This is a genomic window from Pseudomonas sp. 43NM1 (assembly GCF_002836905.1).
GTDB lineage: Bacteria > Pseudomonadota > Gammaproteobacteria > Pseudomonadales > Pseudomonadaceae > Aquipseudomonas > Aquipseudomonas prosekii.
Genome location: NZ_MKGS01000151.1, coordinates 105,019 through 118,893, shown reverse-complemented (window position 1 = coordinate 118,893; position 13,875 = coordinate 105,019). Strand labels below are relative to the sequence as shown.

At 58.3% G+C, this 13,875-nt stretch carries 16 protein-coding genes; 10 read left to right on the top strand and 6 right to left on the bottom strand.

Features of this window, described 5'->3' with window-relative positions:
- Window positions 1-318 (top strand): hypothetical protein (locus tag BI292_RS29025; protein WP_256592703.1); only part of this gene is annotated, 318 nt, incomplete at its 5' end.
- 36 nt (window positions 319-354) lie between these two features.
- On the opposite strand, the gene tyrS is transcribed toward BI292_RS29025, so the two are convergent.
- Complete coding sequence (gene tyrS / locus BI292_RS17485; protein WP_054044107.1) at window positions 355-1,554, bottom strand: tyrosine--tRNA ligase; 1,200 nt, start codon at window positions 1,552-1,554, stop codon at window positions 355-357.
- A gap of 211 nt (window positions 1,555-1,765) precedes the next feature.
- Here tyrS and BI292_RS17480 point away from each other — a divergent pair, with 211 nt between their 5' ends.
- Together BI292_RS17480 and BI292_RS17475 are read left to right on the top strand one after the other, a co-directional pair.
- Window positions 1,766-3,184, top strand: a complete 1,419-nt coding sequence (locus tag BI292_RS17480) for a peptidoglycan DD-metalloendopeptidase family protein (protein WP_092277379.1) — start codon at window positions 1,766-1,768, stop codon at window positions 3,182-3,184.
- Window positions 3,185-3,187: 3 nt separating this feature from the next.
- Window positions 3,188-4,279 carry an anhydro-N-acetylmuramic acid kinase gene (locus BI292_RS17475; protein WP_101208603.1) on the top strand — a complete coding sequence of 364 codons (1,092 nt, stop codon included), beginning with the start codon at window positions 3,188-3,190 and terminating at the stop codon, window positions 4,277-4,279.
- Window positions 4,280-4,390: 111 nt separating this feature from the next.
- Here the strand turns inward: BI292_RS17475 and erpA are convergent, their stop codons facing one another.
- Together erpA and argC are read right to left on the bottom strand one after the other, a co-directional pair.
- Complete coding sequence (gene erpA, locus BI292_RS17470) at window positions 4,391-4,741, bottom strand: iron-sulfur cluster insertion protein ErpA (protein ID WP_007947969.1); 351 nt, start codon at window positions 4,739-4,741, stop codon at window positions 4,391-4,393.
- 168 nt (window positions 4,742-4,909) lie between these two features.
- On the bottom strand, window positions 4,910-5,944 hold the full coding sequence (gene argC, locus BI292_RS17465) for an N-acetyl-gamma-glutamyl-phosphate reductase (protein WP_092277373.1): 1,035 nt from the start codon (window positions 5,942-5,944) through the stop codon (window positions 4,910-4,912).
- 135 nt (window positions 5,945-6,079) lie between these two features.
- Here argC and hemJ point away from each other — a divergent pair, with 135 nt between their 5' ends.
- The 6 genes from hemJ to coq7 all read left to right on the top strand — a co-directional run bounded on the left by hemJ (window position 6,080) and on the right by coq7 (window position 10,706).
- Entirely contained in the window at window positions 6,080-6,508 is a 429-nt protein-coding gene (hemJ, locus tag BI292_RS17460) for a protoporphyrinogen oxidase HemJ (protein ID WP_101208602.1), read from the top strand.
- 34 nt (window positions 6,509-6,542) lie between these two features.
- On the top strand, window positions 6,543-7,511 hold the full coding sequence (locus BI292_RS17455) for a nitronate monooxygenase family protein (protein ID WP_101208601.1): 969 nt from the start codon (window positions 6,543-6,545) through the stop codon (window positions 7,509-7,511).
- A gap of 93 nt (window positions 7,512-7,604) precedes the next feature.
- The gene (locus BI292_RS17450) at window positions 7,605-8,591 is read left to right on the top strand and encodes a DUF805 domain-containing protein (RefSeq protein WP_101208600.1); all 987 of its coding nucleotides are present in this window, start codon (window positions 7,605-7,607) and stop codon (window positions 8,589-8,591) included.
- 62 nt (window positions 8,592-8,653) lie between these two features.
- Window positions 8,654-9,442: an SDR family oxidoreductase gene (locus BI292_RS17445; protein WP_101208599.1), complete on the top strand. Its 789-nt coding sequence runs from the start codon at window positions 8,654-8,656 to the stop codon at window positions 9,440-9,442.
- A gap of 80 nt (window positions 9,443-9,522) precedes the next feature.
- Window positions 9,523-9,861 carry a histidine triad nucleotide-binding protein gene (locus BI292_RS17440; RefSeq protein ID WP_092277358.1) on the top strand — a complete coding sequence of 113 codons (339 nt, stop codon included), beginning with the start codon at window positions 9,523-9,525 and terminating at the stop codon, window positions 9,859-9,861.
- 197 nt (window positions 9,862-10,058) lie between these two features.
- Complete coding sequence (gene coq7 / locus BI292_RS17435) at window positions 10,059-10,706, top strand: 2-polyprenyl-3-methyl-6-methoxy-1,4-benzoquinone monooxygenase (RefSeq protein ID WP_101208598.1); 648 nt, start codon at window positions 10,059-10,061, stop codon at window positions 10,704-10,706.
- 78 nt (window positions 10,707-10,784) lie between these two features.
- On the opposite strand, the gene speD is transcribed toward coq7, so the two are convergent.
- A complete protein-coding gene (speD, locus tag BI292_RS17430; RefSeq protein WP_092277355.1) occupies window positions 10,785-11,579 on the bottom strand; it encodes an adenosylmethionine decarboxylase in 795 nt (264 codons plus the stop codon).
- Window positions 11,580-11,818: 239 nt separating this feature from the next.
- On the bottom strand, window positions 11,819-12,241 hold the full coding sequence (locus tag BI292_RS17425) for an OsmC family protein (protein WP_092277352.1): 423 nt from the start codon (window positions 12,239-12,241) through the stop codon (window positions 11,819-11,821).
- Window positions 12,242-12,490: 249 nt separating this feature from the next.
- On the opposite strand from BI292_RS17425, the gene crp reads away from it, so the two are divergent.
- Window positions 12,491-13,135 (top strand): cAMP-activated global transcriptional regulator CRP, encoded by a 645-nt coding sequence (gene crp, locus BI292_RS17420; RefSeq protein ID WP_092277349.1) that lies wholly within the window; start codon window positions 12,491-12,493, stop codon window positions 13,133-13,135.
- Here the strand turns inward: crp and BI292_RS17415 are convergent.
- Entirely contained in the window at window positions 13,132-13,833 is a 702-nt protein-coding gene (locus BI292_RS17415; protein WP_101208597.1) for a lipoate--protein ligase family protein, read from the bottom strand. The genes crp and BI292_RS17415 overlap by 4 nt on opposite strands.
- Between the last annotated feature and the right edge of the window lie 42 nt (window positions 13,834-13,875).

Below are 13,875 nucleotides of genomic sequence, written 5' to 3'. Positions count from 1 at the left end.
ATTCAGTTGTTAAAGAGCGGTTGGTTAAGATCTTTCGTCTCAACCGAGGCGCGCATTCTACAGCAGCGCCAGTTGCTGTCAAGTGGTTATTTTCAGAAGTTTTCGAAGATTTCTTCAACAACTTCAACCACTTGCGCTTTCGATCTCTCGTTAGCGGGAGGCGAATTCTACAGCGTTACTCGCTGCTGTCAACTCCTCTTTTTCAACCCCCTTTCGCGCTTCGATGAACTGAAGCAACTCACTGCCGAAACCTGCGTAACTCATTGTTTACCAAGGAGTTTTCCGTTTCGACTGCGCCGGAAGTGGGGCGAATTATAGACTTCCAGATTCTGCCGTCAAGCGCTGATTTCAGGTTTATTCGGATTTGAGCGTAATACGCGCAAATGCCTTCTTTCCGGCCTGGCAAACATGAGTCGCGCCGAGTACGTATATAAAGGTGCGATCGACAACCTCACCATCTATACGCACACCGCCAGAATTGAGCAGGTCACGCGCCACTGCCGAGTTCTTCACCAAGCCTGCTTTATTAAGGACAGCTGCGATCGGCATATCCTCAGCAGCAGTCAGCTCGATTTCCGGCAGATCGTCCGGCAGCTCACCTTCCTTCATTCGGTTACCTGCAGCGCGGTGTGCATTGGCCGCAGCCTCTTCACCGTGGAAACGCGCAACGATCTCTTCAGCCAGCTTGATCTTGATGTCCCGCGGATTCGCACCGGCCTCGACGTCAGCACGGAACGCGTTGATCTCATCCATGGACCGGAAGCTGAGCAATTCGAAGTAGCGCCACATCAGCGCATCCGGAATCGAAACCAGCTTGCTGTACATAACGCCTGGCGCTTCCTGGATACCGACGTAGTTGCCCAACGACTTGGACATCTTCTTCACGCCATCCAGACCTTCAAGCAACGGCATGGTCAGAATGCACTGCGGCTCCTGACCATAACCACGCTGCAGCTCACGCCCCATAAGCAGGTTGAACTTCTGGTCGGTACCGCCCAACTCGACATCCGCGCGCAAAGCTACCGAGTCATAACCCTGAACCAGCGGATAGAGGAACTCGTGAATGGCGATCGGTTGATTGGTGGTGTAGCGCTTGTCGAAATCATCGCGCTCGAGCATGCGAGCCACGGTGTATTGCGAAGTCAGGCGAATGAAGTCAGCCGGCCCCATCTGATCCATCCAGGTGGAGTTGAATGCCACTTCGGTTTTCGCCGGATCGAGAATCTTGAACACTTGAGTCTTGTAGGTCTCGGCATTCTCGAGAACCTGCTCACGCGTCAACGGAGGACGAGTAGCGCTCTTGCCGCTCGGATCACCGATCATGCCGGTGAAGTCACCTATAAGGAAGATGACCTGATGGCCCAGCTCCTGGAACTGACGCAGCTTATTAATAAGCACCGTGTGCCCGAGGTGCAAATCCGGCGCCGTCGGATCGAAGCCAGCCTTGATACGCAGCGGCTGGCCGCGCTTGAGCTTCTCGATCAGCTCGGACTCGACCAACAGTTCTTCTGCACCACGTTTGATCAGCGCTAGCTGCTCTTCAACCGACTTCATAACAGACCCGCAAGGCTCGAATTCAAAGGGAACCAACCATACAAGATCACGGGTCAAATACAAAGTTTGGCCGGCGCAATGACGCCAATCCGCCGGCAGAGTGTCCGCGGACTTGCTTCAGGGATGATTTGGTTATATTTTATACAGTTATTTCATCTTCATCATGTCATTCATCTTTTCCAATTCATCTTTTCAAAGTCAAAAATTACCTATGACCACAAAACCGTCTAAAGCGCCGCCGCTTTACCCGAAGACCCACCTGCTCGCCGCAAGTGGTATCGCCGCCCTTCTTAGCTTGGCTCTTCTGGTATTCCCTTCCAGTGATGTTGAAGCCAAAAAGACAACGCTCAGTCTTGAACTGGAAAGTCCTGCTGAACAACTGACACAAGACCAAGACGCCGCTGAAGCCGTCCAAGCCACAAATGAGCCGGAAGCTTCACCTTTCGCGCAGATCGAAGAAAGCGCCGAAGACCCTACCGCCACGGCTCAAGCCGCCCCCGCGCCAGTGGTCGAGCCGCCGAAAGCGCCCAACCACAAAGAAGTGATTGTCGGCAAAGGTGACACCCTGTCCACGCTGTTCGAAAAAGTCGGCCTGCCAGCCGCTTTCGTCCATGAAGTATTGGCCAGCGACAAGCAGGCCAAACAGTTCAGCCAGCTCAAGCGCGGCCAGAAACTCGAATTCGAACTGAGCCCGGAAGGCCAGTTGACCAGCCTGCACAGCAAGGTCAGCGACCTCGAAACCATCACCCTGTCGAAGAATGACAAGGGTTATGCATTCAACCGCATCACTGCCAAACCGACCGTGCGCTCTGCTTATGTACATGGCGTGATCAACAGTTCGCTGTCGCAATCGGCTGCACGCGCCGGCCTGTCGCACAGCCTGACCATGGACATGGCCAGCGTATTTGGCTACGACGTCGACTTCGCTCAGGATATTCGCCAGGGTGACGAGTTCGACGTGATCTACGAACAGAAAGTCGTCAACGGCAAGGCCGTCGGCAATGGCCCGATCCTCTCCGCGCGCTTCACCAACCGCGGCAAAACCTACACCGCCGTGCGTTACACCAACAAACAAGGCAACAGCGCCTACTACACCGCTGACGGCAACAGCATGCGCAAGGCGTTCATCCGCACGCCGGTAGACTTCGCGCGCATCAGCTCGAAGTTCTCCATGGGCCGCAAACACCCGATCCTGAACAAGATCCGCGCGCACAAAGGCGTCGATTACGCGGCGCCGCGCGGTACGCCAATCAAGGCAACCGGTGACGGCAAAGTGTTGTTGGCGGGCCGTCGCGGCGGTTATGGCAACACCATCATCATTCAGCACGGCAACACCTACCGCACGCTGTACGGTCACATGCAAGGCTTCGCGAAAAACGTGAAGACTGGCGGCTCCGTCAAGCAGGGTCAGGTGATTGGTTATATCGGCACCACTGGCCTGTCGACCGGCCCGCACTTGCATTACGAGTTCCAGGTCAATGGCGTCCACGTCGACCCTCTCGGCCAGAAGCTGCCGATGGCTGATCCGATTGCCAAAGGCGAGCGCTCACGTTTCCTCGCGCAAAGTCAGCCATTGATGGCGCGGATGGACCAAGAGAAGGCCACCATGCTGGCCTCGAGCAAACGCTAAGCCATGGCGCTCTATATAGGTGTGATGTCCGGGACCAGCCTTGATGGCCTGGACATTGCGCTGATCGAGCAGACCTCGGCGATCAAGCTGATCGCCACGCACTACATCCCCATGCCTGAGACCCTGCGCGCCGAGCTGCTTGGCTTGTGCGCCAGCGGCCCGGACGAGATTGCCCGCTCCGCCATCGCCCAGCAGAACTGGGTGACACTGGCAGCGCAAGGCATTCACGCCCTCCTCGACCAACAACACCTGAAACCTGCAGACATTCGCGCGATTGGCAGCCACGGCCAGACCATTCGCCACGAACCGGCGCGCGGTTTTACCGTGCAAATCGGCAATCCCGCGCTGCTCACCGAGCTGACCGGCATTACCGTTGTCAGTGATTTCCGCAGCCGCGACGTCGCTGCCGGCGGCCAAGGCGCGCCGCTGGTGCCAGCCTTCCACGAAGCGTTGTTTGAACAGCAGCCGGGCAATCGTGCGGTGTTGAACGTAGGCGGTTTCAGCAATTTGAGCCTGATCGAACCGGGCAAAGCGGTCGCCGGTTTTGACTGCGGCCCGGGTAATGTCTTGCTCGATGCCTGGATTCACCAGCAACGCGGCGACAACTTTGATCGCGACGGTCAATGGGCGGCCAGCGGCAAGGTTGAGCCGACATTGCTGAGCGAATTGTTGAGCGATCCCTTCTTCGTGACCAAAGGCCCGAAGAGCACCGGCCGCGAAGTGTTCAACCTGCCGTGGCTGATGCAGCATCTGTCGCACTTGCCGACCTTCGCTGCTGAAGACGTGCAGGCAACGCTGCTCGAACTGACCGCCCTGACGATCATCGAGTCACTGCAAAGCGCCCAATCAAACACCCGGGAATTGCTGGTCTGCGGTGGCGGCGCGCACAACGCTGCGCTGATGGCGCGTTTGACGAGCCTGTTGCCGAACGCCAAGGTCAGCAGCACTGCCGCGTACGGCGTTGATCCGGACTGGGTCGAAGCGATGGCGTTTGCCTGGCTGGCGCATTGCTGCCTCGAAGGCATCGCCGCCAACCGCCCGAGCGTCACCGGCGCGCGCGGCTTGCGCATCCTTGGCGCGATCTATCCCGCGTAGCTCTTCATAAAGGATCCTGGTCATAAAGAGTCCTGGCCACCGCGAATCCCGGACAGCAAAACGCCGCAGAGCTTTTAAGCCATGCGGCGTTTTTTGTTGCGGTAACGCGGATCAGATCGAGAACGACGAACCGCAACCACAGGTGGTGCTGGCGTTCGGATTCTTGATCACGAACCGCGAACCTTCCAGACCTTCCTGGTAATCCACCTCGGCACCTGCCAGGTATTGGAAGCTCATCGGGTCAACGACCAGACTGACACCTTCGCGCTCGACGATGGTGTCGTCATCGGCCACTTCTTCATCGAAGGTGAAGCCGTACTGAAAACCTGAACAACCACCGCCCGTAACAAATACGCGCAGCTTCAAGCGATCATTCCCCTCTTCATCGACCAGGCTCTTCACCTTGTGCGCGGCACCGTGGGTGAATTGCAAAGCCGTGGGGGTGAAGGATTCGACGCTCATGTTAACTATCTCCCGGCGTTACGCCGCCATAATGCGTGATGACGCGCATTATCCGCTTCTCCTAGAAAATTGGTCAACTATTGTTACGGTATATCAATCGATCTAATTGTCAGACCAAAATGCAAGAAGGCCCGAATCACGGGCCTTCTTGTGTAGCGCGATAAAGCCTTAAGGCAACATACCCGCGTGGGACAGACCAAAACGCTCATCGAGGCCGAACAGGATGTTCATGTTCTGCACCGCTTGGCCCGACGCGCCTTTGACCAGGTTATCGATCACCGACAACACCACCACCAGGTCGCCATCCTGCGGACGGTGCACGGCGATTCGGCAGACATTCGCGCCGCGTACGCTGCGGGTTTCCGGGTGACTGCCGGCCGGCATGACATCGACGAACGGTTCGTTGGCATAACGCTTTTCAAACAGTGCCTGCAGATCCACCGAACGATCAACCACAGTGGCGTAAAGCGTCGAGTGGATGCCACGAATCATCGGCGTCAGGTGCGGAACGAACGTCAGGCCGACATCCTTGCCCGAAGCGCGACGCAGACCCTGGCGAATTTCCGGCAGGTGACGGTGACCTTTCACCGCGTAGGCCTTCATGCTTTCCGACGTCTCGGCGTACAAAGAACCCACCGCCGCGCCACGACCGGCACCGCTGACGCCGGATTTGCAGTCAGCGATCAGGCGCGAAGTGTCGGCCAGACCTGCTTCAAGCAACGGCAGGAAACCCAATTGCGTGGCAGTCGGGTAGCAACCCGGCACGGCGATCAGGCGCGCTTGCTTGATCTGCTCGCGATTGACTTCCGGCAGACCGTAAACCGCCTCTTCCAGCAATTGCGGCGCACCGTGCGGCTGGCCGTACCACTTGGCCCACTCATCGGCGTCATCCAGACGAAAGTCCGCCGACAGGTCGATGACTTTGGTGCCCGCCGCCAGCAACTCACCGGCCAGAGCGTGCGCCACACCGTGCGGCGTGGCGAAGAACACCACGTCGCAGGCGCCTAGGGTTTTGGTGTCCGGAACGCTGAACGCCAGGCCGTCGTAATGACCGCGCAGGTTCGGGTACAGATCAGCCACGGCCAGACCGGCCTCGGATCGGGAAGTGATGACCACCACTTCTGCTTGCGGATGCTGCGCCAACAGACGCAGCAGTTCGACACCGGTGTAACCCGTGCCGCCGACGATACCGACCTTGACCATAAACCTGCCCTCAACGAACCACTGGAAAGCCGTCGATAATAGGGGCCGCGCGGCCCTGCGACAACCGCCAAGGTGACGCGCGGCGGCACAAGCCTCTACTATCCCCGCTACCGTGAACCTGGGAATAACTAAAAAATGCTCTATCTATGGATCAAAGCGCTTCACATCATCAGCATGGTCTGCTGGTTTGCCGGCCTGTTTTACCTGCCGCGCCTGTTCGTCTACCACGCGCAAAGTGAAGACACTGTCAGCAAGGAACGCTTCAGCCTCATGGAGCGCAAGTTGTACCGCGGCATCATGGGCCCGGCGATGATTGCCACGCTGATCTTCGGCGGTGCACTCATCTACCTCAACCCGAGCATCTTCAGCAGCGGTGCGTGGATTCACGCCAAGTTGACGCTGGTGGTCCTTCTGATCGGCTACCACCACATGTGCGGCGCGCAGGTAAAACGTTTTGCCCGTGGCGAAAACACCCGCAGCCATGTCTTTTATCGCTGGTTCAATGAAGTGCCGGTTCTGATATTGCTGGCTATCGTAATTTTGGTCGTGGTCAAGCCGTTTTAAACTCAATCAGCCGCAATTAACCGGGGTACTTCCAATGTCGCTGCCCGCTCTGCTCGAACAACGTTTGCGTTTGCCCGTGGTGGTCGCGCCGATGTTCCTGATTTCCAATCCGCAGCTGGTGCTGGCCTGCTGCCGCAATGGCGTGGTCGGCAGCTTCCCTGCGTTGAACCAACGCGAAAGCAGTGGCTTCAAGGCCTGGCTGGAAGAGATCGAAGCCGGGTTGGCGACCTTGGAAAACCCGGCGCCTTACGCGGTGAACCTGATCGTCCACAACAGCAATCCGCGCCTGCAAGCGGATCTGCAGATCTGTATCGAACACAAAGTGCCAATCGTCATCACCAGCCTCGGCGCCGTCAAAGAACTGGTGGACGCCGTGCACAGTTATGGCGGCCTGGTGTTTCACGACGTAACGACCCGCCGTCATGCCGAGAAAGCTGCCGAGGCCGGCGTCGATGGGCTGATCGCCGTGGCTGCTGGGGCTGGGGGTCACGCCGGGACCTGGAGCCCGTTCTCGCTGATCGCCGAGATCCGCCAGTTCTTCGACAAAACGTTACTGCTGGCCGGCTGTCTGAACCATGGCCACGAAGTGCTTGCGGCACAATTGCTCGGCGCTGATTTGGCCTACTTCGGAACGCGATTTATCGGCACCACCGAAAGTCATGCGCCTGACGCCTACAAGCAGATGTTGCTGACATCCAAAGCGGCAGACATCGTCCATACTCCTGCGGTGTCGGGGGTTCCGGCGAGTTTCATGCGCCAGAGCCTGGAAGCGGCCGGTTTTGATATGGCGGCGCTGCAAGGCAAGGGTGAAGTGAATTTCGGCTCCAAATTGAAACCCTTGAGCGACGAAGCCAAAGCCTGGAAGACCGTTTGGTCAGCCGGCCAAGGTGTTGGTGACATCCATGATTTGCCGAGCGTCGACGAATTGGTCGCACGCCTCGACGCGGAGTATCGCCAGGCGCTGGAACGCGCTGCTCAGCTGCCGCAACGCTGGCCACGCTAGCGGTAAAACTTGGCCAGCCACTCGCGGCTGGCCGTACACTGCTCGACCGCCACACCCCACTTTCCAAAATTGCGCGACAAGGATGCCCCGGACATGAGCGAAAACCGTTACAAGATCGTCTTTGACGGCACCCTGTTGCCGGGCGTTGACCTCAGCACAGCCAAACTCAACCTCGCCGACCTGTTCAAAAGTGAAGTCGCGGCCATCGAACGACTGTTCACTGGGCGCACGGTTGCGCTCAAACGCGACTTGTCACAACTCGACGCACAAACTTACCTGCAGGCACTGAGAAAAACCGGGATCGACGCGCGCATCGAAGCCGAACCAGCGATCGAGCTGAACCTGGCCGATGTTCCTGAACATGCGCCGGTCAGTCTGCACAAGGCGCCGGCCGACCCGGAATCGCCTTATGCGCCACCACGGGCCACCGTCGGTGAGGCCGTGCCGGCATTCGCCACACTACGCCCCTTCAGCTTTACCGGCCGCATCGGTCGTGTACGTTTCCTCGCATGGACGATGGCGCTGACCCTGGTAACGCTGGGCATCGGTTCGGTTCTGGCGATTTTCGGCATCGCGCTGATTGGCGCGGACTCGACTGCCGGGCTGATTCTCGGTGGGCTGCTGCTGTTTATCCTGCTGCTGGTGCTGGCGGTCATCAGCATTCAGTTCAGCGTCCAGCGCTTGCACGACATTGGCTGGTCGGGCTGGTTGTGGCTGATCAACCTCGTGCCGTTCGTGGGCAGCTTCTTCCCGTTCGTGATCATGGTGGTTCCCGGCAACACCACGGCCAACCAGTACGGCCCGCCGCCGCCGCCGAACAGCACAGTGGTCAAGGTTCTGGCCTGGTTGTGGCTGGCATTTATCGCGCTGATCTTCGTTGGCGCACTGGCCGGCGGCATCACGGCGCTGCAGCAAGAGTACGAAACGGCTGCCGAGACCAGCTACGACAGCAGCACGGTGATTACCGACGACGTCGAAGTCGAGTCTGCCGACGAGGCTGAAGAGACACCAAATTCCGCCGACGACGCAGCGGATGCAGCCGAAGAAGCCCAGCCCCCTGTAGACTCTGCGCAAGAATGAACAGCGCTCCCCGCCCGTGACACCTGCGTCGCGGGCGCGGAGCTGTTGCGATGGAGAACTGCATGACCCGTTACGCTCTGATCACTGGCGCTTCCAGCGGCATCGGCCTGGCGATGGCCGAAGCGCTGGCCCGGCGCGGCCGCAGCCTGATTCTGGTGGCCCGACAACGTGATCAGCTGGAAAGTATTGCGATTGAACTGACTCAGCGTTTTGGCGTGGAAGTGTTGTTCCGCGCCTGTGACCTCGGCGAACCGTTACGGCTCTCCGGGTTTTTGCTGGAACTGGAAGAAGGTGATCGGCAGATTGATCTGCTGGTCAACTGCGCCGGCATCGGCACCTGCGGACCGTTTCTGGCGCAGGACTGGATGACCGAGCAGGACCTGATCGAAGTCAACATCCTCGCGCTCACGCGCCTGTGCCACGCGATTGGCAACAGCATGGCGTTGCAGGGCGGCGGGCAGATTCTGAATGTCGCCTCGGTGGCCGCGTTCCAGCCCGGCCCGTGGATGAGCACCTACTACGCGAGCAAGGCTTACGTGCTGCATTTTTCCGAAGGCTTGCGCGTCGAGCTGAAGAAATGCGCGGTCAAGGTTTCGGTGTTGTGCCCAGGCCCGACGCGTACGGCGTTTTTTCGCACGGCGCAACTGGACACGGCCAAGGTCAACAACAGTCGAGCGCTGATGAGCCCGGAAGAAGTGGCGCTGTATACCGTTCGCGCACTGGAAAAGAACCGCGCGATCATTATTCCGGGCCGGCGTAATCGCTGGATCACCTGCCTGCCGCGCTTCGGCTCACGGTGGCTGACCCGGACCATCGCCGGCATGGTCAACAAGGCCCATTGCCCGCGCTGAAGCTCAAACAGGTAAAAGGCTGGGCTCCGGTCGACCCCATGGTTACACTCGGGCCAGCCCAAACAACGGAGAAAACAGCTGTGGATACTCTGTTCACCAAGATCATCAACCGGGAAATCCCGGCCAAGATCATCTACGAGGACGACCAGGTTCTGGCCTTCCACGACATCGCCCCACAGGCCCCGGTGCATTTTCTGGTCATCCCGAAAAAACCGGTGCGCACCCTCAATGACCTGACCGAAGACGACAAGGCGCTGGCTGGGCACATCCTGTTCACCGCCCAACGCCTGGCACTGGAACTGGGCTGCGAAGAAGGCTTCCGCGTGGTCATGAATTGCAATGAACTTGGTGGGCAGACGGTCTATCACATTCATATGCACGTGCTGGGACAGCGCCAGATGACCTGGCCACCGGGCTGATTCACCGCCCTGCCATCTGTAGGAGCGAGGCTTGCCCGCGAAGAACGATCACGCGGTCGATCCAAATGACCGCATGAGGCTATTCGCGGGCAAGCCTCGCTCCTACAGGTTCGTGGTGATTGCCACAAATGACCCAGCGCAATCCTTACCCGGCCGATTCAGTTAAACTGGCCGCCGAGATTCCACCGGAGGTCAGCATGACTACCCAGCGTCACTACTCGCCAATTGATCGTCTTCTGCTGCAAGCCGATGCCGCGATGCGCACTTTGCTGCCCTTCAGTGGCCAGCCCTATCGCCCGTCGCCCGCCATCGTGAAGCCCGAAGTGCAAATGAGCGACGAAGACACCCGGCACGTTGCCGGCCTGATGCGCATCAACCATACCGGCGAAGTCTGCGCCCAGGCGCTGTATCAGGGCCAGGCCCTGACCGCCAAGCTGCCGCAAGTGCGCGCCGCCATGGAACATGCCGCTGAAGAAGAAATCGATCATCTGGTGTGGTGCGAACAACGCATTCACCAGTTGGGCAGCCACACCAGCATTCTCAATCCACTGTTTTATGGCATGTCGTTCGGCATCGGCGCCGTTGCCGGGTTGATCAGCGATAAAGTCAGCCTTGGATTTGTCGCGGCGACCGAGCATCAAGTGTGCAAGCACTTGAATGAACATCTGGAGCAACTGCCGGCCGAGGATGAAAAGTCCCGGGCGATTCTCGAGCAGATGCGCATCGATGAAGAACACCACGCGGAAAGCGCGCTGGATGCCGGCGGTTTTCGCTTCCCGGCACCGGTGAAGTTCGGGATGAGCTTGTTGGCCAAGGTGATGACCAAGAGCACCTACCGGATCTGACCGCCGGGCTTTGCTCCCACAAGCCATAAAAAAAGGCGACTGCCGTGAGGTAGTCGCCTTTTTTTGTGCTCGAAAATCTTAAGTCGGCATATTGCGCGCGTAGAAGATTTCCAGCATTTCGTGTTTCACACGGTCGGTCACCTGGGCGCGTTGCTCGGATGACAGGCTGTTGGTCGCGTCGCCGAACAGGTAATCGTCCAGTTCGAAGTTCTTCAACAGCATTTTGGTGTGGAACAGGTTTTCCTGGTACACGTTCACGTCAGTCATCTGGTAACTGTCGCGGGTGTCTTCGGAAAGGTAGTTCTGGATCGAGTTGATCTCGTGATCGATGAAGTGCTTTTTGCCTTCAACGTCACGGGTGAAACCGCGCACGCGGTAATCCACGGTCACGATGTCCGAATCGAACTGGTGAATCAGGAAGTTGAGCGCTTTAAGCGGTGAAATGACGCCGCAGGTCGACACGTCAATGTCCACACGGAATGTTGCAATACCGTCCACCGGATGGATTTCCGGATAGGTGTGCACCGTGATGTGGCTCTTGTCGAGGTGGGCCAGGATAATTTCCGGCAGCGGGCCCGGAGACTCTTCGATCTGGCTGTCGGTCGGCGTGACCGGCTCTTCAGAGATCAGAATCGTGACGCTGGCGCCCTGTGGATCATAGTCCTGACTGGCAATGTTCAGGATGTTGGCACCAATGATATCGACAACTTCCGTGAGGATCTGCGTCAGGCGTTTCGCGTTGTACTCTTCATTGATGTACTCGACGTAAGCCTGCTGGTCTTGCGGAGTTTCCGCGTAGCAGATGTCATAGATGTTGAAGCTCAAGGTCTTTGTCAGGTTATTGAACCCGTGGAGCTTGAGTTTGCTTTTCACCGTTAAAAACTCTCTATGTATTGCGGCCCGGCCGCGTGATCAAGCATGCCCGTCAGATGCGAACAACGCACCTGCGTAGGACGGTTAACACCTCTTCGCGATGGCGATTTTGGTTGTCTGTTCGGGTGCGGGACCTGTCGGAGTGACGGGCCACGACCCTGAAAAAAGTGGCGCATTATGCAGACGTCAGCTGGGGATCGCCAGAGTCTGCACTGCTTTTATGATAGTTGAATGTCGATTCAACCCAGTTCGATGATTTCGTAGTCGTGCGTAATGGCCACGCCAGCCGCGCCGAGCATGATCGAGGCCGAGCAATATTTCTCGGCGGAGAGTTCAATGGCCCGTTTGACCTGGGCTTCTTTCAAGCCACGGCCCTTGACCACGAAGTGCATGTGAATCTTGGTGAACACCTTCGGGTCTTCGCTCGCGCGCTCGGCTTCGAGGAAGGCTTCGCAGCTCTCGACCGCCTGACGGGATTTCTTGAGAATGCTGACCACATCGAAATTGCTGCAACCGCCGACACCCAGCAGGAGCATTTCCATCGGGCGTACACCCAGATTGCGGCCGCCGGCGTCGGGCGGGCCATCCATGACTACCACGTGACCACTGCCGGATTCGCCGAGGAACATGGCTTCGCCAGCCCATTGGATGCGTGCCTTCATCGCCAAGACTCCACTGTATAAAAAAGGGTCGCCAGCTTAGCACAGGGCCCCGCCCGCACAGCGCTCGCGCGTCCTCGGACCGATGTGCCGAGCTTGTAGGCAAATTCTCGAATCATGAGCGAATGTGTCTGTTAAGCTGGCGCCAATTCACTGGCGCATAGCCAGCTATCAAGCGAATGAAAAAATCGCAGGCTTCGCCCGCTCCCACAAAAACACTAAAACACCGTGCAGTCTTTTCGGGATACAACCATGGTTGCTATTACCCCCACACCCAAAATCAAGAACCTCGACAAACTGTTGATGCATTGCCAGCGCCGTCGTTACGCGGCCAAGAGCAACATCATCTGCGCTGGCGACCGCTCTGAAAGCCTGTTCTTCATCATCAAGGGCTCGGTCACCATCCTGATCGAGGACGACGACGGGCGCGAGATGATCATCTCGTACCTGAACGCCGGGGACTTTTTCGGTGAGTTGGGTTTGTTCGAACAGGCTGGCCTGGAACAGCAACGCAGCGCCTGGGTGCGCGCCAAGGTTGAATGCGAAGTTGCGGAAATCAGCTACGCCAAGTTTCGCGAACTGTCCCTGATAGATCCGGACATTCTTTACGTGCTTAGCGGACAAATCGCACAACGCCTGCGCAACACCACGCGCAAGGTCGGCGACTTGGCGTTCTTCGACGTCACCGGACGTGTCGCCCGTTGCCTGCTGGAATTGTGCAAGCAACCGGACGCCATGACTCACCCGGACGGCATGCAGATCAAAGTCACGCGTCAGGAAATCGGGCGGATTGTCGGGTGTTCACGCGAGATGGTCGGTCGCGTGCTCAAGGATCTTGAGGAACGCAACCTGGTGGATGTCAAAGGCAAGACCATGGTGGTCTTCGGCACGCGTTAAGCGCCGAACATCTGCGCCAGCAAGTGGCGATACAACGCGTCGAGACGCTCCAGCGCATCCGGCGCGGCGAACTTCTCATGCAGCGCAATGTGGCTTTCGGCGCGCACCCGCTGCTCGAGGCCGCAGGCTTGATTGAAGCGATTGACCGCCGCCACCATCGAGTCCCGTTCGTTATCCAGCAACAAAGCCCCGTGCACCAAACCGACCGGCCGCGTTCCGCCCTTGCTCTGGCGCCAGCGCTGAGCGGTGCCGACCATCTTGCGCCGATCAAGATTGACGTTGAATCGGCCATCGCAGAATGCGCCTTCGATTTCGCCCAGCGACGCGACGCCGCCCAACTCATCCAGCAACTGACAAATCGGATCGCAGAGTCTTCGGTAGGCAGTTTCGATGCGGTTTTGATCGCCTTCGCTGCGCGGCGCCGCGTAGACCAGGGCGATGTTGACGGTGGCGGCCGATTGCGGAACGGGTTCACCACCGGTTTCGCGCAGTAGCACTGGCCAACCGGCGGCGGCTGATACTTCACACGCAGATTCGAACAGCGGCAAACGGCTCAAGCGACGCGGCATAACCAGTGCGCGGTCGCTGGGTTGCCAGAACAGCAGAGCAAAATCCGAGTCGCCAGCGCACACCGAGGCGAGCAGATCCTGTTCGGCTTGCAGGCCGGCTTCGATGGTCAGCGAGGTAATCAGGGTCATAAGGTATTCCGTCGGACGTTAAGTCTAGGGTGCGTCTTATGC